The following is a 17,955-nucleotide window of genomic DNA, read 5'->3' as shown; positions in this document are numbered from 1 at the left end:
TTGGTCTCGAGGCTCCCGATGGATCGCTAGGACGCAGACAGCCCGGGAGATGATCAACCGGACGCCGGTGACGCTAACACTCCATGCCAGGGCAGTGCAACTCCGGGTCGGCCAGTGAGTGCCCGCCACTGCGCAGCCCAGGCATGGCCTCTATCAACCCCCTAAGTCGCGGTGGCCGGTCCGCGGGGTGGCCGGACTGCAGCGGTGGCGGCGCGCCCTGACCGAGGTGGCGTCCTCGTACGGGATTAATCCCCGCATGATGGGGGAGCCGTTCAAGAAGAGGAACCCGGAATGGAGGGTGACGGCACCGGGGGCCACGTTGGTGCGCTTGCGCCGCGTGTTGTCCCGTTGCGGGATCGTCAGTCGGTCCGGGTGCGGAGGCTCCGCGCCAGGGTGGGGATCATCACCGTCGCTGGGACGAGATGTAGCCCGAGGAGGGCGGTGGTGGTGGCGGTGTCTGCTCCGGAGAGGAGGGGAGGGGCCAGCGAGATCGCGGTCAGCGACACTGCCGTCCACACGAATCGCTGGGCGGGGCGGGCGCTCCAGCGCAGTAGTGCGACGGCGATGACGATGCCCACGACCGAGAAGAGGCCGGTCACCACGGCGAACCCGGGCAACGGGATGGTCTCGCCGCCGTCGGGGACCTCGAAGTCGACGCCGACGGCCTGGGCGAGCGCAGCGGCGAGGGTGGTGGCCGCCATCGCCGCGAGCGTGGCGACGAGGCCGGTGCCGGCGAGCCCGCGGAGTCGGTGGGTGTGGCTGGTCTGGCCCGATGCCGGGCCTGCGACGACCCCGGTGTCATTCATGCTGTTCATGTCATCCTCCATCGTTCGGTGACTGGTGTAGGGGTGTGGTGACCGGCATGTGACGGCCCTGGCCCTGGGGGTGACGATGCGCACCCTCGCCGTGCGACGGCCGGGGTTCCGCAGGGCGCGGACGCCGGTGCCGCGCAGCCAGAACCCGGCGCCGCGTCCGAGAATCGGCCCGGGCTCGCCGTCGCGCAGCTCCAGCTGCACCCGCCCGCGGGTGACGACGCCGAACGCGTCGCGCCACTCGGCCGCGACCACGGGGACACGCGCGCCACCTCGCAGCGCGAGCGTCCGCACCGGGGCTACTCCGTGCCGTCCGCCGGCAGGCGCTCCGGCAGCCCGAGCCGCGGGAACCGGTCGTCGTGGAAGGTGACGATCTCGGTGATCGCCCCGCCGGTGATGCGCAGGACGTCGATCGTCAGCGGCAGGTACGCACCCTCCTGCTTCCGCCAGAGGTAGAAGGCGACGGCGGGCTGCCGGTTCACGGAGGTGGGGACGGCACCCAGGTTCTTCATGCCCTCGAAGCCGCTCTCGACCCAGTCGTTCACCACCGCTTCGCGGCCGACGCACAGGCCCGGCGTGGGCGGCATCGAGCAGCGGACGTCGTCCCGCAGCAGTGCGGCGAGTGCGTCGATGTCCGTGGCCACGCTGGCGTCGGTGAAGCGGCGCACCAGCTCGCGCGTCCCGGCGTCCTCCTCGCCGCCGGTCCAGTCCTGCCGCTCGGCGGGCAGGTGCTCCCGCATGCCGGCGCGGGCCCGCTGCAGCGCGCTGTTCACGGAGTTGACGGAGTCCCCGAGCAGCTCCGCGACGTCCTTCGCCGGCCAGCCGAGCACGTCCCGCAGGATCAGCACGGCCCGCGGGCGTGGCGCGAGGTGCTGGACGGCGACCAGGTAGGCCAGCTCGATCGTCTCCCGCGCGACGGCGACGGTCTCCGGCTCGTCCGCGTCGCCCGCGGGCAGCTCGTCGAGCAGCCGGTCCGGGTAGGGCTGCAGCCACGGCACCTCGCCGCCGGTCGCAGGCTCCGGGCGGCACTTGGCGAGCAGGTCCAGGCAGGCGTTGGTGGCGATCCGGTAAAGCCAGGCCCGGAACGTCGACCGCCCCTCGAAGGTCTCCCGCCGCCGCCAGGCACGGAGGAACGTTTCCTGCACGGTGTCCTCGGCGTCCTCGAACGACCCGAGCATCCGGTAGCAGTGCACGTGCAGCTCCCGCCGGTGCCGCTCCGCCAGCCCCGAGAACGCCGGCTCGTCGACTTCGCCCAGACCGCTCACGCCCAGCTCCTCCAGCCGCGTGTCCGCACTCATCACGTCATCCTTCCGCCTCGTCGTGTCCCGTCGTAGGTATGACGGGTGCGGGCGCGACAACTCATCACCTGGGCCGGTCGGCATGGCTGATCCAGTGACGGATCCGGTGGCGGAGCACGACGCGCAGTACGGGGAGGAAGACGAAGAGAAAGACGAACCTGCCGTCGGCGGAGCCCGGCACGACGAAGACGGGGACGGGGTTCAAACGGTACGTTCCGACCCCGCCCACGGTCGCGGGAACGCGGGCCGCCGGACGCGGATGAGCCCTGGCCGCGTGACCAGGGCTCGTGCGTCGTCGCCGCGTCACACCCCCATGAGCCGGGACAGCCGGACGATCGCGCCGGCCGCGAGGTCCACGACCACCGGGCCGGACGCCGCTGGCCGTACGGTGCCGTCGTCCCGCGTGAGCGTGACGGACACGGCGACCTTCCGGTCGAACGTCGAACGGTCGGCGACCAGCGGCTGCACCAGGGTGACCTCGAGCGTGGGCGCGTCCGCGGGGAGGACGGCCCGCGCGACCTCGATGCCGGACACCGCGAAGACCAGTCCCACGCCGGCGATGCCCGCGGCCCGCAGGTCCACGTCCCTCCGGATCAGGACGGCCGTGTGCAGGTTCTCCAGGTAGACGTTGCGGACGACCAGCTGGGCGGGGTCCGCGGGGTCGAGCAGCGCCTGTGGCACGACGGACCCGTCCCGGACGGCGGCGGGCAGCGCGACGTCCCCGTGGGCGGGCACGCGCGCCGGCGGGTCGAGCGGGACGCGCCCCCACCCCCCGATCGCCGGCCGCACCCAGAGGGCCGTCACCGTGGCCGCCGTGTCGGCGTCGTTGCGCAGCCCGGTCGCGGTGACCCGTACCGGCCCACCCGGGTAGGGGCCGGCCAGCTCGTCCACGTCCAGATGCACGGTGGTCGCGATCGAGGTGGAGGAGTCGCCCGTGTCGAAGACGACCTGCGAGACCGCCTCGCCGCCGCGCAACTGGGTGACCGCCACGACAGCGTCGTCGTAGTCCACGTGCAGCGCCAGACGGATCGCGTCGTCGTCCAGGACGGCGCGCAGGCCGCCCTCCAATGTGCTCGACCGCACCGACACCCCCGTCGACCCCACCGAGGGGGACGTCGGGAGCAGCACGCGGACGTCGCGCCCGCCGGCGTCCGCGCGCAGCAGCGACTCCAGCTCGGCGAGCTCGGCCGCCGACAGGTCGGGCACGCACCGGGCCTGCAGCCGGCACGGCAGGCCCGCGTCCACGGTGGCGTCGAACACCTGCAGCCACTCCAGCTGGGGGCGGCCGGCCACGTCGCGGGCCACCCGGTAGTGGGCAGGCACGACGAGGTACGTGGCCGGCTGCTGGAGCGACTCCCACACCGAGTACCGGTGGTCGCGGTCCAGGCGCGGAGCAGGCGCGAACCGCCGGGCCGGGACGCGGCCGAGCTGGAAGGCGTCCTGGCAGCCGACGATCACGGGCTCTGCGCCCCCGACGTCCTGCCGGTACAGGCCGGGGTTGTCCCGGCACGGCACCAGCAGCGGCAGGCGGTGCGAGCGGGTCACGGACACGCCCATGTCGATGGTGAACGACGGGGGGTCCGTGGCGAACCCGTCGGGGTCGAGCCCGCCCGATCCCGTGGTCCCGGTGAGGATCTCGCCGCGCCGTCGGCCGAGGTCGTCGCGGAGCACCAGGCGCCGGCCGGCGGGGGGCAGGGGGAGCGGCACCCGGGCGAGGGTCAGCGAGGCCGACAGGTCCTCGGCCGGCGCCTCCACCAGGGCCGCGGCCGGCGACGCCGCCAGGAAGGCCGGCCCCGCCACCGCCGAGTCCGCGAGTGACGCCTCCACCGCGGCCCGCGCCGCCGCGGACGTGTCCGTGCGCGCCGACTCCGTAAGCGCCGACTCCGTGAACGGCGACTCCGTGAACGGCGGCGACACCTGGGTCAGCCGGATGGCGCCCCGCCCGGCGGTCGTGAGCTCGCCGGGGACGCGGACCTCGGTGGTCACCACGTCCGACCAGTTCGGGTGCTCGTCGGGGATCGGGTGCTCCTCGCGGGGCGGCTCCTCGAACGGCCATCCCCGGACGGGCACGACCTCCAGACTGCCCGCCTCCAGACGGTCTGGCCTGTCGTGGTCCACCACGGAGGTGGCCCACGCGGCGAGCGTCTCCTGCACGCCGACGAAGCTCGTGCTGACGATCACCCCCGCGCCGTCGTCCGGCTGGAAGCCCGGCGTGCTCAGCGCGCCGTACGCGGCCCTGGCCACGGCTCCGCTGATCTCGGCCCTGCAGTGGACGACGTCGTCGCGCCGGTCCACGTCGACCGGGAGCTCGGTGGAGGCCGGCCGGCCGGTGTCGGCGTCCACGAACGGGATGCGCAGCCGTACGCTCACGTCCGTCCACGGGACGGCCTGGGCGCCGGCGGGCGGCGGGGGGAAGCGCAGCACGGCGGTGACCGTCGCGCTGAGGACGGGCGATCCCTCGTCGTCGTGACCGGTGACGCGGAACAGGAACCGGAACGTGCCCTCGGAGGCGGGCACGAGTTCCGGCGCGGGCGCCCACCAGGGCGAGCCCAGCTGCGAGTCGGGCAGCAGGGCCTCGCTCCGGTCGGCCGCCCCGACGCGGGGGCCCGGCTCGTCGGCCGGGACTCCTGGCGTGTTCATCGCGATCAGCCCTGGCTCACGACGGTGACGCCGGGAGCGGTCTTCTTCGGCACCCGCACGGCCAGGTCGCCGCTGCCCTCGCCGTCGGTCCAGGGCCCGATCCACTCGTCCCCGTCCTCGAACAGCGTGCCCTTGATGATCACGCGCACCCGGTACCGGTACGCCGGCGGCCGTCCCAGCTGCCCCGTGTAGAGGGCGAACCGGCGTTCCTTGTAGTTCTCCCCGGTGTCGGCCATGGTGAAGGTGAACGTCACGATCGGGCGCTCGCCGCCGTCGGGGCCCTCGCCCTTGGGCTGCACCTGCACCTCGACGATCTGGTTGCTCGCCGTCAGGTCCCGGTTGATCGAGATCGGGGCGAGCACGAGCGCGCCGGCGTTGTCGGCGCGCACGGCCACGTTCAGGCTGTCGGTGAGCGTGCCGAACGGGCCCGGGTCGAGGTCCACCTCGTTGGCCTCGACGATGATCCGGGTGAACCGGTCGTCGAGGGCGGACGGCGCCTCGTCGAACTGGATGGTGCGCCGGACGAACACCTTGTCCGGACGCCACCCCTCCGGCGCGCCGGCGACCTCCTCCGCCTTCTTCTGGGTCTGCCGGGCGAAGAAGACCTCGCTGGTCGCGCCGCTGGCGTAGACGAGGGTCGGCGAGGCGGTGGGGGCGAGCGGGGTGGTCTCTCCGACGGGGGCGCCCTCGCCGTGCACGTCGGTCGTCGCGTCGACCTCCTGCGGGCGCGGCGGCGGCAGGAAGTCGTGGGCGGACCACGCGATCTCGCCGTTCACGCTGGGGTAGCCGATCTGGACGCTGGCGAATTTCACCGGGTCGCCGCTCACGCCGTGGTCCGGGTCGGGCCACTTGATGACGGGCCGGCAGACTGTGGTGATCTTGCGTTCCCAGTTGTCCAGGTAGAGCGTGCGCAGGTAGCGGCTCTTGAGCTCCGGGTGGGCGGCCAGCAGGTCGGCCACGCCGTCCACGGTGCCGCCCATCGTGCTCGGCTGGGCGTACATCTCGTCGACCTCGAAGGTGAAGGAGTTGGCGATCTCCACCCGGTCGTGGCGGAAGTTGAGGCTGAACCCCGCGCCGAAGCCCCAGCCGAAGAGGTTGAGCAGCCCGCCGGGCTTGGGCGGGCCCGGGTCCTGGACCTCCGGCATCGGCTGGAAGATCACTTGCTTCGCCTGGTCCAGCCACATCGCCACGAGCATGTCGATGTACTTGGTGACCATCGCCTCCTTGTTGTCCGCGCCGGGAATCGTACGGTCCATCTCCAGCTCGACCTTGATGTCGCCGTTCATCCGCAGGGTGTTCCAGGTGGCCTTGAGGTCGCCCGAGCTCCACCACCAGCTGGCGTTGGCCTGGGCCGTGAAGTGGCTGAACACCCGCTCCCAGTCGGCGGTCATGTGCAGCCGCGTGATCGGCGCCCACAGGGGCAGCGTGAGGTCGGCCGTCACTCCGATGGGCACCTCGGTGCCCAGCAGCCCCTGCTCCACCTGCGCCGCCGCGAACGTGCCGAGGTTGACGACGAACGGGTGCTCGGCGGTGGGGATCAGGCTGCCGGGCCCGGCGCCCTGGGCGGTGACGAAGAACGGGTCGCCCGCGTTGCCGCCCTGCGTGCCGTCCTGGTCGGTGATCATCAGGCGCAGCGTGGAGCTCCTGATCGGGATCGGCCGGATGTCGGCGATCGTGGACCGGTTGGCCACGCCCGGTTTGACCTGCCAGAACCGGTCCCGGCTGCCCTGCTGCATCCGTTCCAGGATCTGCTTGTGCGCGGCCTGCAGGACGCCCTCGGGCGGCGCGCCGGTCATCGCGAAGCTGAGCACCCCGCCCGAGGTCTCCCGGGTCTGCCCGGGGGCCACGCCGAGATTCGTCTGGCCGTCCTGCACGCCGAGGAAATGCAGGAAGCCGAGCCTGAGGTCGCCGTTCGGCTTGCGCGCCAGGCGCATCCGCTCCGGCAGCCAGTAGAAGACGGGGTTGGCCCCCTGGGCCTGGAGTTCGTCGTTGTGCTTGTCGGGGAGGAAGACGAGGGAGTATTCGACGCCGGCGTCGTTGAGGGTGACGGTCTCGAAGCCGCCGGCCATGATCGGTCCTGCTGGGTTCACCATCGCTGGCTCCTGAACTGTGTGGGGAGGCCGCTCACAGGGCGGCGGGGTAGTAGATGAGGGACCGGTCGAGGCCGCGGCCGACCACGGCGGCCGCGTTGCGGAACAGCCGGAGGTTCGCCCGGTTCCGCGGGGCGAGGCCGGGGTTGCCGTCCTCCCGCAGGTGGGACTGGGCCGCCGCGTCCTCCCACCGGCCCGCGTTCGCGGCGGCGTTGAAGCCCGGCCAGCGGGTGGGGAAGAACGAGCCCGTCCAGGCGATGCTGTGCGCCCCGAGCCGGGCGTCGGCCGGCCAGTCCGCCCACCCGGGGAAGAAGGCCGACAGCCGGGCCTCGTTGACGTCGAACCGCTTGCGGACGAGCTCGTCGATCGCGGCGTCGGGCAGCTCCAGGGTGTGGATGGCCTTCGCCGCCAGGTGGCCCTTCTTCGCGAGGTCGGGCGCGTCCTTGATCCGGTGCCACTCGGCCACGATCTCCGCGCGGGTGGCGGGCGTCCCGGTGTCCTTGTGCACGAACGGCAGGGCGGCCGCCTCCTCGGGGGAGTCGACGAGGTTGCCGACGCCCGTGGTGACCAGGCCCTTGACGTCCTGGTACAGGTAGGGGAGCCGGCCCTCCAAGGGGGCGCTGAACTCGGGGAAGAAGTCCCTGACCGAGCGCGCCGAGCCGGTCGGCCCGTCCGGTGCGACAGGCTCGGGAACGTCCTCGGCCAGCGGCCCGATCGGCAGCCCCGGCCAGTCCCCGATGGGCCGGGGGAAGTCCTCGGCCACGGAGCCGTCGTCCGGGTCCAGCCTCGCGTACTCGTCGCCGGAGAAGATGTACGGGTTGCCGCTGGGCCACCACAGCGCCGTCTCGATCCGTGGGAACGCTCCAGGCCAGTCGTCGGCGACCGACCTGACCTCCGGGTCGATCTGGCCGGTCGCGCCGTCGAACTCCTGGTACTGCTCCCCGGAGAAGAAGTAGGCGTTGCCGCTGCCCCACAGGATCGCGGCGTCGATGCCGGACTCGAACAGCCCGGGCCACATCTCGGCGATCGGCCGCGGGCCGTCCAGCACGATCCCGTTCTCGAGGTCGTACGACAGGCACTGGTCGCCGCGGAAGAAGAAGACCGAGCCGTCGCTCCACGGCAGGGCGGCGTCGATGTCCGCCTCGAACAGGCCGGGCCACTGGTCGGCGATCGCCAGCGGGTAGCCCTCGTCGGCGCCGTCGGCCTCGACGTCGTAGCGGATGTAGCGCTCGCCGGTGAAGAAGTAGGCCTTCGTCCCGGACGGGGCGACGAACCCGCAGAGCTTGCCCACGGCCGTCACCCCCCAGCCTGAGGCGCGGGCTCGCCCGACACCGTGCCGAGGTGGCGGAACCCGCGCGACTCGACCAGCCGGCCGCCGGCCGCCTCGATCCGCTCGACCGTGCGGGGCCGCAGCCGCAGCTCGGCGAAGTCGCCCGTCGCGGCGACGAGGTACTCGACCCGGCCGGGGACGGCCTCGTCGTCGCGGGTCCAGATCGCGCCGGACACCGCGCTGAACCGGGACGGCACGGCGACCTCCTCCTCGAGCGCGGCCACCAGCTCCTTCTCGAAGGTCTCCTGGATCATCCGCAGCGGGAGGTGGACGGCGGCCATCACCAGCGAGTGGCCGTCCCGCGTCCGCAGCACGTCCAGCACCGTCTCGTCGTCCGGCGCCGCCCCCGCGACGAGCCGGAAGCGCGGCTCCTTGGTGTCGGCGCCGAGCCGGATGATCCGGGGGCGCATGCCGAAGAACCCGGTGTCGCTCACCAGGATCGAGTTCACGACGCAGCGGTAGGCCGGCGGGAACCCGTAGCCGGCCTCGCGGTACAGGCTGCGCACGAACAGCGTGCCGGGCGGGTGCGGCAGGTCGCCCGCGCCCGGCATGACGTCGCCGGTCATGGCCTCCTCGAAGGCGGAGTCCACCGTCGAGGGGTGCAGCCGGATGTCGCAGAAGGTGAGGTTGCGCATGGTCAGGCCGCCGTTCCTGTGACGCCGATCTGCATGTGGATGTGGTTCTTGTGGGCCTCTCGGCCGTGCGGCGTCCCGGGGGCGGTGGCCGGGTGGTCGGGGTGCATGATGAAGCTGCGCTCGCCGATGGACGTGGGCGTGTCCAGCCCGTCGGGGCCGTCGGTGCGGTCCTGCCACTCCGAGGCGACGAACTCGTACACGGCGCGCCAGAAGTCGCGCGTGAACGGGTCGGCGTCCTCGTCGTCGAGCCGGTAGGACGTGTCTGACCCGGTCCCGGGCGGCCAGTTCCCGCCGGGGGTCGCGGCGGTCGACACGGTCCCCCAGTCGTCGCTGACGGTGAGCGTCCACTCCTCGCCGTCCTCGGCGATGGCCTTGACGCCGACGAAGTCGACCGCGCGGCCCTGGCCGTGGCAGTCGGTGCGCGGGCGGCCCTGGTTGTCGACGCCGCCGCCGGAGATGCCGAGGTGGTAGAGCTCGACGACGTTGTAGGTGTCCTTCAGCCACTGGCACAGCCGCACCAGGGCGAGCGCGTTGCGGGGGTCCAGCCGGTCGGGCGCCGCCGGGTGGCTGGGCTGCCCGAACGTCACCGTGCCCGACGCCAGGTAGCGGACGACGACTCCGGCGACGTTGCCGTCCTGGGGCTGCTCGCCGTCCCAGCCGTCCAGGCTCACCCCGTCCGGGCTGCCCTCCCCCTCCAGCCGGATCACGTCGCTCGACTGCAGGTCGAGCAGCTCGGCGTAGGCGTCTTCCTTGCTCATCGCGCGTGCGGGATCGCTCACGATCCTGGTCCTTCCGATGCGGTACGTCACCGCTGACGCGGTGGTCTGTCGCACGACGGATGGCGCGGGAGGACCGGTGATACAGCGAATCTCCGTGAATTTTTCCGGCGGGCCGCGGTCGGTCTACGGCCGGGGCCGATCCGGCCGGGGCGCGGTCGTTCTACGGCCGGGCGTCGATCCAGCCGGTGATGACGGAGGCCCCGGCGGACGTGCGGACGTGCAGCCGGAAGCGCCGGGCCGGGACCGGCTCGATCACGAACCAGCCGACCTCGTCGACCGGAACCTCCCGGACGGGGCCGTCGTCGTCCCGCACGAGGACCGCGCCGGGCTGCGCGGGCACCAGCTGCCCGCGCACCGCGTCGGGATGGATCTCGGCCTCGATGGACAGCTCGCCGGCGGCGAAGCTCAGCACGCGCGGCCCCGAGCCGTCCGGCCGCGGCTCGTCGCGCAGGCCCGCCGGTTCCCGCGCCGGGAGCACGGAGTCGAGCTGCAGCTCGGCCAGCTCGGCGTCGACGGTCCGCCACGCGAAGGCCGCCTTCCCGGCACGCACGAAGGACTCGGGAACCCGAGCCTCGCGCACCGCGTGCCCCAGCTCCTCGAGCAGCCGGTCGTCGTCGTCCCGCCAGCTCGGCACGTCCGTCACGCCGTCGCTCCCGTCCACGTCGACCTCCTAGGCCAGCTGGAGAGCGGCCAGCGCCCGGCTCCTGCGCAGCCTATCCAGGCAGCGCCCGCGGGTGGGGCCGATCGCCCCCACCGGGACGCCGAGCGCGGCGCTGATCTCGGCGTAGGAGGCCGGCGGCTCGGCGAACAGCATGCTCAGCAGCTCCCGGCACCGGTCCGGCAACTCGGCGAAGGCCGTGCGCAGGGCGTGCCGCCGCTCCGCCACGAGTAACTCCCCGTCCACGCCGTCCTCGCCCCCGCGGGCGCCCGGCTCGGGGCCGTCCACCGGAACCTGCCGCTTACGGGCGCGCAGCAGTTGCAGGCACTGTCGCTGGGTGGTGCGGACGAGCCAGCCGGGAAGGGCGGCCGGCTCGTGCAGCGTGTCGAGGCGCTCCACCAGCCGCAGCCATACACCGCCGGCGACGTCGTCCGCGTCGCTGCCGCTCACGCCGTACCGGCCGCACACCCCCCAGACCAGCGGCGCGTACCGCTCGACGATGGCGTCCCACGCCGCGGCGTCGCCCTCGCGCGCCCGGAGCACGAGGTCGACGACGACCGGATCGTCGCGCATGACCCGTCAGCCCTCAAACGGGTACGGCCGGACCTCGGCGGCCTCGGCAAGGAGCTTGTCCAGCGCCTGCCAGGGGGTCACCGAGCCCGGGACCGTGCGGGCGGCGATCGCGCCGCTGACGAGGGCCGCCGAGAAGGAGGTGCCGCTCCACCGGGCGTGGCCCTGGAAGGTCTGGCGGCGGCCGTCGATGTCGACCTCTCCCGTGAGGTAGGAGCCCACGACCCCCTCCCCGGGCGCCAGGCACGTCACCCACGGGAGGTCCGGGCTCCAGCCGGGCATGACCGGGTGCCCGTCCACCGTGCCGTACGCGCCGACCGCGACGACGGGCGGGACGGCGGCCGGCCAGCAGGCCGAGCGCCGGCTGCGTCCGGAGCTGAGGTGGGGGAGCGCGCCGTGGTTGCCCGCGGCGGCCACGACCAGCACCCGCGGAGCGAGCCGCTCGATCGCGCGGGCGATGACCAGCGGCGGCCCCCCGGACAGCGTGAAGCAGCCGAGGGAGAGGTTGAGGATGTCCGGCTGGAAGGCGGCCGCCAGTCGCAGCATGGCCCGGGCCGTGTCCCAGGAGTCGGCCCGGCCCGTGCCGGGGTCGAGGACCCCCTCGACGGAGAGCTCCGCGGCCGGCGCCTCCCGCTGGATGAGGCTGCGCACGAACGCGGAGTGCCCCGAGCGGTACGGAAGCGGGTGCTCCGCCGTACCCGGTTGCGTGGACGCGAGCGGGGTGTCGACGACGCCGACCCGCACGCCGCGCCCGGCGTCCTCGTGCCCGGCGAGCGACTGCGGAACGTCGGCGGGGCCGGCGGGCTCCGGCTGCCCGCCGTCCATCGGCTTGTGCCCCAGCACGTCGAACTCGCCCAGGGACATGGGCTTGTGCCCCAGGGCGGAGAACCCGCCGCTCACCAGATGCATGGGCTTGTGGCCGCTCGCCAGGACCGCGCCGTCCGGCAGGGACATGGGTTTGTGGCCGTCCCCGATGACCGCGTCCACGACCCGGTTCTTGCCGATCGTCGGCACCCAGCCGCCGCGGTCGGCGGCCGCCTTCTCCCGCAGCAGGGCGAGGAGCTCGCCGACCTCGACGGGATCGTCGTCGGCGTCCTTGAGGTCGCGCAGGCGGGCCAGTCCGAGGAGCTCGTCCCTGTCGTCGGGGGCGAGGGCGGCGTGCACCACGCCGAAGTCGTTCAGCATGCGCTCGACGACCTCCAGGTGCAGGAGGTCGACGATGAGTTGGTCCGGTTGGTGCGATGTGGTGCCCGCGTCGACTGGCATCTGGATAGTGTCCTTCCCGGGGTCATGACTTGTCCGGAACACGAACTTCCTCAGACGGAACCACGAGGACCTGGCCGTGATACATCCAACGCAGGAAACGCCGCCGGGCGCAAGGGCCCACGGGAACGCTCCAGCACGCGCCCCCACCGTTCCCGGCGACGGCGACTCGCCGGACGGCTCAGTGGTCAGGGCCGAGACGCCGGCCGGGGCCGAACCGGCGGTCGAGCGGACGGCCGAGCCACTGGCGGGAGCCGAGGCGGCGGACGGTTCGGTGGACGGGTCGCCGGAGTCGGCGGATGAGCCGCTGGCCGAGGCCGAGGCGGCGTTGGCCGCGGTGGACCGCGACCCCGTCTCTGGCCTCCCGACGGCCGAGAGGGCCGCCCGCCGCGCGACCCGCGCGGGCCACGCCGTGGCGGCGTCCACGGCCGAACGCGCCTGGGGGCACGCGCTCCTGCACGTGGGCGAGTTCGACAACGCCATCAGGCACCTGAGCCGCGCCGCCGCCTGGGGCGTGCGGGCCGGCCGCGCCGACCTGGCCGCCGAGGCGCGGTACAAGCTCGCCTTCGCGGTCCTCCAACGGGGCAGGCCGCAGGCCGCGCTGCGCGAGATCGACGCCGCCCTGCCGGATCTGACCGGCATGGCGGCCGCCCGCGCCCGCGCGCAGCGCGCGATCGTGCTGCACGTGATCGGCCGCCTCGACGAGTCGCTTGCCGAGTTCGAGGTGGCGCTGCAGGTGCTGCGCCGGCACGCCGACCTGCTCGGCGTGCAGCGGATGCTGATCAACCGGGCCCTCGTCCACTCCGACCGGCACGCCTTCGCCGCGGCCGAACGCGACCTGCTGGAGGCGGAGACGCTGGCGCGCGAGCTCGGCCGCCCGCTGACGATCGGCCTGATCGCCAACAACCTCGGTCTCATGGAGACGCTGCGGGGCGACGTACCGGCCGCGCTGCGCCACCTCGACCGGGCCGAGCGCATCATCGGCGCGCACGGCGCTCAGCTGGGCACGCTGCACCAGGACCGTGCCGAGCTGCTGCTGTCGGTGGGGCTCACGGCCGAGGCGAAGGCGGCCGCCGCCCGCGCGGTGGACGCCTACCGCCGCGAGCGCCGCTCGCTCAAGGTGCCCGAGGTACAGGTGCTGCTCGCGCAGGCCGAGATCCTGTCCGGCGATCCGGCCGCCGCGCTGGTCCACGCCCGTGCGGCACTGCGCCGCTTCCGCGCACAGGGGCGGCGCGAATGGACGGAACTGGCCCGGCTGTCCGTGCTGTCCGCCCAGCGCGCCGCCGGCCGCCGGCCGCGTCTCCCGGCGGCGGTCATCGACGTCATGGTCGCGACCCTGGACGCGGCGGGATGGCCCGCGGCGGCGCTGGACGCCGCGATCGTGGCCGCCCAGGTGACCGCTGAGCGGCGCTCCCGGACGGCGGAGGCGGCCGCCGGTTACCTGAGCCGGGCCGCTGCGGCGTCCCGGTCCCGGGGATCGGCGCTCGTCCGGGCGCGCGGCTGGTACGCGCGGGCGCTTCAACGGCGGGCCGAGGGGGACGCGCGCGGCGTGCTCGCCGCCGTACGGACGGGCCTGCGGGTCCTGGACGAGCACGCCTCGGCGATGGGGGCCACCGACCTGCGGGTGCACGCGGCGGCGCACCGGGCCGACCTGGTGGCGCTGGGACTGGAGGTGGCCTTCGAGGCCGGCCGCCCCGACGGCCTCCTCGAGTGGTCGGAGCGCGCCCGGGCCAGCCGTCTGCCGGCCGCGCCGGTCCGTCCGCCCGACGACCCGGTGCTGACCGCGCTGCTGGCCCGGCTGCGCTCCGTCACGAGGGACCTGGCCGGTCAAGCCGCGGCGCCCGCCCCGCTGCTCGCCCGGCAGGCGGACCTGGAACGGCGCATCCGCGACCACAGCCGCCGGCTCACCGGCGCTCCCGGCGGCGCGCCCGCGGCCCCCGTCACGTCCCGGGACCTCGCCGCCTCGCTCGGTTCGTGGGCGCTGGTCGAGTACGTCCGCCGGGGCGCCGACCTGCACGTGCTCACCGTGGTGGACGGACGCGTGGGCGTCCGGCGCCTCGGGGCGACGGCCGAGGCGGCCGACCTGATCGAGCGGCTGACGTTCGCCGTGCGGCGCAACGCGCGCCCGGACGCCCGGCCCGAGGTGCTGGCCGCGTCCGCCGCGCTGCTGGACGCCGCGGCCGCCCGGCTCGACGCCCTGCTGCTCGGGCCGCCGGCCGAGATCGGCGACCGCCCGCTCGTCGTGGTGCCCACCGGACCGCTGCACAGCCTGCCGTGGTCCCTCCTGCCGTCCTGCGCGGGACGGCCGGTGACCGTCGCGCCGTCCGCGACACTGTGGCACCTCGCCAGGACCCGCCTCGCGTCGGCGGACGGAACGGACGGTGACGGCAGGGGCGGCGCGGGCCCGGGGCGCGCGGATGTCGCGGCCGGGGGACGGGTGGTCGCGGTGGCGGGCCCGCGGCTGCCGGCCGCGGAGCCCGAGGCGGTGGCGGTCGGCGCGATCCACGACGGCACCGTGCTCGCCGGAGCCGCGGCGTCGGTCGAGGCGGTCTCGGCCGCCCTGTCGCGCGCCGGGCTCGCGCATCTCGCCGCGCACGGCCACCTGTCGGCGGAGAACCCGCTGTTTTCCGGCATCGTTCTCGCCGACGGGCCGCTGATGGCCTACGACGTGGAACGGCTGCCGCGGGTGCCGCACACGCTGGTGCTCGCGGCCTGCGACAGCGGCCGTTCCGTGGTGCGCACCGGCGACGAGCTGATGGGCCTCGCCGTGGCGTTCCTCGCCCGCGGCACGTCCCAGCTCGTCGCCTCGGTGCTGCCGATCCCCGACGCGGCGACGACCCCCGTCATGGTGGCCTTCCACGAACGTCTGGCCGCCGGGCGCCCGCCCGCCGCCGCCCTCGCCGAGGCCCAGCGGGCCGTCCGGGGCGACAACCCGCGGACGGCCGCCGCGGCGGCCGGCTTCGTGTGCATCGGCGCCGGCGCCGTCCCGGTCTTCGGTCGCGATCCGGGCCGTGATCGGGCCGCTTCCGGCGCGGGCTGACGAGTTCTGCGTACGCTTCGACCACGCCGCCCGCGCGCTGACCCACGATTGACCCTGCGCGCCCGAGGAGCAGCAATGACCGAACCTGTGATCTTCAAGCGGTTCGACGCCGCCGGCGCCCGCGAGCAGCGCGAGGTCGTGTCGCAGATGCACCGCGACGCCTACGCCGAGCAGATCGCCACCGGTGACGCATTCGCCGGTGACCAGGCATTCATGACCCGCTTCGACGCCTACACCAGCCGGGACGGCTTCGACCTCGTCATGGCGTACGTCGGCGACAAGCCGGTCGGCCAGTCCTGGGGCTGGCCTCTGGCTCATGACACGCGGTGGTGGAACGGGCTGGAGGCCGAACCCGAGCCGGGCTTCACCGTCGAGGACGGCACCCGTACTTTCGCCCTCTCCGAGATCATGGTGCGGCGGGCGTGGACCGGACAGGGCGTCGCGCACGCCCTGCACGACGAACTCTTGACCGGCCGTGACGAACGACGCGCCACGCTGCTCGTGCGCCCGGACAACAGCGCGGCCTACGCCGCCTACCTGCGGTGGGGCTGGCGGCCTGTCGCCCGCCTGCGCCCCGGCTGGCCCGACGCACCACTCATGGACGTGCTGATTCTTCCGTTGCCCCTCGCACGGTGATTCGACGTCCTCGTTCTCTCAGCGCTGAGCCACGACAGCGACCGCGGCCAAGAGCCAGCCGTCGGGAGTGGGTGGCGGCCCGGCGGCCCTGGACCGTCCTGTATACGGAGCGGGCCTGCTCACCCTGATCGAAAACGACGGCGGAGCAGGAGTCCGGCGCAGGCGGCGAGGATGATCGCAAGGCCGGTCAGCACGTACATCCGCCCGTCCGGCCCGGCCTCGCCGCCGCCTCCGGTCGCAGCCCCGCCAACCGGGGTCGCGTCCATCTCCTGCGCCGCCGGGATCTCCTGGTCAAGGTCGGCGTCGTCCGTTGCGGCAGCCGTCACCGTGGCCGTGACGGTCCGGGTCGGCTTCGGGCTGGTGGTGGTGCGATCCGCAGTGGGAGAGGTGCTCGCCTGACCGCCTTGGGCGACGGTCAGGGTGTAGGTGGTCAGGGTGGACGCGTTCCGCACCTCGCACTCAATCACCGGCGCGGTGGGTGAGGGTCCGATGTTGATGGCGGCCGGTCGCACCGTCGCTGTGCCGGCCCTGGACGAGGTCGTCTTCATGCTGACTTCAGCCTCCGGCAGCGGAATGGTCTGGCCGGCGGTGATGCTCAGGGGCTCGCTCACGCCGGTGGCGGATGTCAGGTCCTCGATCCCGGTGAGGGCCGCGTAGGCGTACAGCTTGACGGCGGTCAGTCCGGCGGCGGGCGCCCGAAGCTCGCTTCCGGTGACATACGTTCCGCGCCAGCCGATCGACATCTGCTGCCCCGCAGTGGCGTTGTCCGGCATGGTCAGCTCGACGTTGATCTTGACGTCCTGCGTTTCCGTCACGTCATCGGTGGTGCACTCGTACTCCACGACCTCGGCAGCAACGCGCAGGCCCTGCTCCGCGCTGGCCAGGGCGGCGTGTGCCGGCTGGCACACCAGCGACAGGCAACTCGCGACGACGACCGAGACCACCGCATGGATACGCAACGTCGGCTCCTGATGTGACGTGGGGGCCTACAGGAGACGTGGCACAGCGAAGATCGGTTGTCAGCTGCCCACCTTCGGATCAAGCTCCTTCCAGGTCGCCCGCCTCAGCGGTGACATGACCGCTGCCGCCGCTGACCTCCTGCACGGCCTTCGCGTCCCGATCTTGCCGCCATCCGGCCTGCGCCCCTGGAGCCCGCCGGCGGGTGCCGGTTGAGCAGCACGCGCCGGTGGAGTTCGAGCGGGGGCCGACGGATCTTCTCCGGCACGAAGTCGCGGGATACCCCCGCTAGCGGCCGATCTTGTCGAGCTCGGCGAGTTCCTCGTCGGAGAGCGAGAGTCCGGCGCCGGCGAGGTTCTCGCGCAGGTGTGCCACCGACGAGGTGCCAGGTATCAGCAGGATGTTCGGCGACCGCCGCAGCAACCAGGCGAGGGCGACAGACATCGGTGTCGCGCCCAACCGGGCGGCTACGGCCGACAGCGCCGAGGACTGCAGCGGGCTGAAGCCGCCGAGTGGGAAGAAGGGCACGTAGGCGATGCCCTCTTCGGCGAGCTCGTCGATCAGCTGGTCGTCCTGGCGGTAGGCGAGGTTGTACATGTTCTGCACGCACACGATCGGCGCTATCGCCCGCGCCTCTGCGACCTGTTCCGGCGTCGCGTTGCTGACCCCGAGGTGGCGGATCAGCCCCTGCTGCTGAAGTTCGACGAGCGTCTCGAAGGGCGCGGCCAGCGAACCGGGTTGGGGTCCCTGGGCGTCGCCGAGCCGGAGATTGACCAGGTCGAGCACCTCGAGGCCCAGGGTTTCAAGGTTTTCGTGGACGGCGCGGCGCAGGTCTTCCGGCCGGCGGGCCGGGGGCCAGCCGCCGTGCTCGTCGCGGATCGCGCCGACCTTGGTCGCGATGTGCAGCGATTCGGGATATGGGTGCAGCGCCTCACGGATCAGCTGGTTGGTGATACGTGGCCCGTAGGCGTGGGCGGTGTCGATGTGGGTGATGCCGAGGTCGATGACCTCGCGCAGGACGGCCAGCGCGCCGTCGTGGTCGGCGGGCGGGCCCATGACCCCGGGACCGGCGAGCTGCATGGCGCCGTAGCCGAACCGGGTGACGGTCAGGTCGCCCAGGCTCCAGGTGCCGCCGGGAAGCGAAGTGGAGAGCGTGCTCATGCCTCTGTCTTTCATGGTGACTGAAGGGTGGTGCCTCAACGGCCCCTTGCTGCATTCTGGGTGGGTAACATCCTGATGGGAAGTAC

The 17,955-nt window shown here is 73.4% G+C and carries 15 protein-coding genes; 2 read left to right on the top strand and 13 right to left on the bottom strand.

Annotation, left to right across the window (positions count from 1 at the left end; translation table 11 throughout):
• Positions 1-359: 359 nt before the first annotated feature.
• From FLW16_RS10855 to FLW16_RS10810, 11 genes are all read right to left on the bottom strand, one after another.
• Positions 360-1,106, bottom strand: coding sequence for a DUF6069 family protein (locus FLW16_RS10855; protein ID WP_142559844.1), 747 nt, complete (start codon positions 1,104-1,106; stop codon positions 360-362).
• 5 nt (positions 1,107-1,111) lie between these two features.
• On the bottom strand, positions 1,112-2,110 hold the full coding sequence (locus tag FLW16_RS10850; protein ID WP_142559843.1) for an RNA polymerase subunit sigma-70: 999 nt from the start codon (positions 2,108-2,110) through the stop codon (positions 1,112-1,114).
• A 64-nt stretch (positions 2,111-2,174) separates the two neighbouring features.
• Positions 2,175-2,315, bottom strand: a complete 141-nt coding sequence (locus FLW16_RS43575) for a hypothetical protein (protein ID WP_185949357.1) — start codon at positions 2,313-2,315, stop codon at positions 2,175-2,177.
• Positions 2,316-2,413: 98 nt separating this feature from the next.
• Positions 2,414-4,750: a hypothetical protein gene (locus FLW16_RS10845; RefSeq protein WP_142559842.1), complete on the bottom strand. Its 2,337-nt coding sequence runs from the start codon at positions 4,748-4,750 to the stop codon at positions 2,414-2,416.
• A 5-nt stretch (positions 4,751-4,755) separates the two neighbouring features.
• Positions 4,756-6,843 carry a hypothetical protein gene (locus tag FLW16_RS10840; protein WP_142559841.1) on the bottom strand — a complete coding sequence of 696 codons (2,088 nt, stop codon included), beginning with the start codon at positions 6,841-6,843 and terminating at the stop codon, positions 4,756-4,758.
• Positions 6,844-6,874: 31 nt separating this feature from the next.
• Positions 6,875-8,131 carry a hemopexin repeat-containing protein gene (locus FLW16_RS10835; RefSeq protein ID WP_185949356.1) on the bottom strand — a complete coding sequence of 419 codons (1,257 nt, stop codon included), beginning with the start codon at positions 8,129-8,131 and terminating at the stop codon, positions 6,875-6,877.
• Positions 8,132-8,136: 5 nt separating this feature from the next.
• A complete protein-coding gene (locus tag FLW16_RS10830) occupies positions 8,137-8,805 on the bottom strand; it encodes a hypothetical protein (RefSeq protein WP_142559839.1) in 669 nt (222 codons plus the stop codon).
• A 2-nt stretch (positions 8,806-8,807) separates the two neighbouring features.
• A complete protein-coding gene (locus FLW16_RS10825) occupies positions 8,808-9,584 on the bottom strand; it encodes a hypothetical protein (RefSeq protein WP_142559838.1) in 777 nt (258 codons plus the stop codon).
• 160 nt (positions 9,585-9,744) lie between these two features.
• A complete protein-coding gene (locus tag FLW16_RS43570) occupies positions 9,745-10,245 on the bottom strand; it encodes a hypothetical protein (RefSeq protein WP_185949355.1) in 501 nt (166 codons plus the stop codon).
• Positions 10,246-10,254: 9 nt separating this feature from the next.
• On the bottom strand, positions 10,255-10,815 hold the full coding sequence (locus FLW16_RS10815) for an RNA polymerase sigma factor (protein ID WP_142559837.1): 561 nt from the start codon (positions 10,813-10,815) through the stop codon (positions 10,255-10,257).
• Between the two features lie 6 nt (positions 10,816-10,821).
• Positions 10,822-12,078 carry a S8/S53 family peptidase gene (locus FLW16_RS10810; protein WP_142559836.1) on the bottom strand — a complete coding sequence of 419 codons (1,257 nt, stop codon included), beginning with the start codon at positions 12,076-12,078 and terminating at the stop codon, positions 10,822-10,824.
• Positions 12,079-12,154: 76 nt separating this feature from the next.
• Here FLW16_RS10810 and FLW16_RS10800 point away from each other — a divergent pair, with 76 nt between their 5' ends.
• Positions 12,155-15,115 carry a CHAT domain-containing protein gene (locus tag FLW16_RS10800; protein WP_185949354.1) on the top strand — a complete coding sequence of 987 codons (2,961 nt, stop codon included), beginning with the start codon at positions 12,155-12,157 and terminating at the stop codon, positions 15,113-15,115.
• A 75-nt stretch (positions 15,116-15,190) separates the two neighbouring features.
• Positions 15,191-15,751: a GNAT family N-acetyltransferase gene (locus tag FLW16_RS10795; RefSeq protein WP_142559833.1), complete on the top strand. Its 561-nt coding sequence runs from the start codon at positions 15,191-15,193 to the stop codon at positions 15,749-15,751.
• Positions 15,752-15,870: 119 nt separating this feature from the next.
• Here FLW16_RS10795 and FLW16_RS10790 read toward each other — a convergent pair whose 3' ends face one another.
• Both FLW16_RS10790 and FLW16_RS10785 read right to left on the bottom strand, forming a co-directional pair.
• Positions 15,871-16,695, bottom strand: a complete 825-nt coding sequence (locus FLW16_RS10790; protein WP_142559832.1) for a hypothetical protein — start codon at positions 16,693-16,695, stop codon at positions 15,871-15,873.
• Positions 16,696-16,996: 301 nt separating this feature from the next.
• Positions 16,997-17,869: an aldo/keto reductase family oxidoreductase gene (locus tag FLW16_RS10785; RefSeq protein WP_142559831.1), complete on the bottom strand. Its 873-nt coding sequence runs from the start codon at positions 17,867-17,869 to the stop codon at positions 16,997-16,999.
• Positions 17,870-17,955: the final 86 nt, after the last annotated feature.

The sequence above is a fragment of the Microbispora sp. KK1-11 genome, assembly GCF_006874435.1.
GTDB classification, from domain to species: domain Bacteria; phylum Actinomycetota; class Actinomycetes; order Streptosporangiales; family Streptosporangiaceae; genus Microbispora; species Microbispora catharanthi.
This window is presented reverse-complemented; position numbering and strand designations above follow the sequence as displayed.

Excerpts from the sequence above, each read along its gene's own strand:
- FLW16_RS10850 (WP_142559843.1), bottom strand. The coding sequence starts at position 2,110 with ATGAGTGCGGACACGCGGCTGGAGGAGCTGGGCGTGAGCGGTCTGGGC.
- FLW16_RS10845 (WP_142559842.1), bottom strand. The coding sequence starts at position 4,750 with ATGAACACGCCAGGAGTCCCGGCCGACGAGCCGGGCCCCCGCGTCGGG.
- FLW16_RS10840 (WP_142559841.1), bottom strand. The coding sequence starts at position 6,843 with ATGGTGAACCCAGCAGGACCGATCATGGCCGGCGGCTTCGAGACCGTC.
- FLW16_RS10830 (WP_142559839.1), bottom strand. The coding sequence starts at position 8,805 with ATGCGCAACCTCACCTTCTGCGACATCCGGCTGCACCCCTCGACGGTG.
- FLW16_RS10815 (WP_142559837.1), bottom strand. The coding sequence starts at position 10,815 with ATGCGCGACGATCCGGTCGTCGTCGACCTCGTGCTCCGGGCGCGCGAG.
- FLW16_RS10810 (WP_142559836.1), bottom strand. The coding sequence starts at position 12,078 with ATGCCAGTCGACGCGGGCACCACATCGCACCAACCGGACCAACTCATC.
- FLW16_RS10795 (WP_142559833.1), top strand. The coding sequence starts at position 15,191 with ATGACCGAACCTGTGATCTTCAAGCGGTTCGACGCCGCCGGCGCCCGC.
- FLW16_RS10785 (WP_142559831.1), bottom strand. The coding sequence starts at position 17,869 with ATGAGCACGCTCTCCACTTCGCTTCCCGGCGGCACCTGGAGCCTGGGC.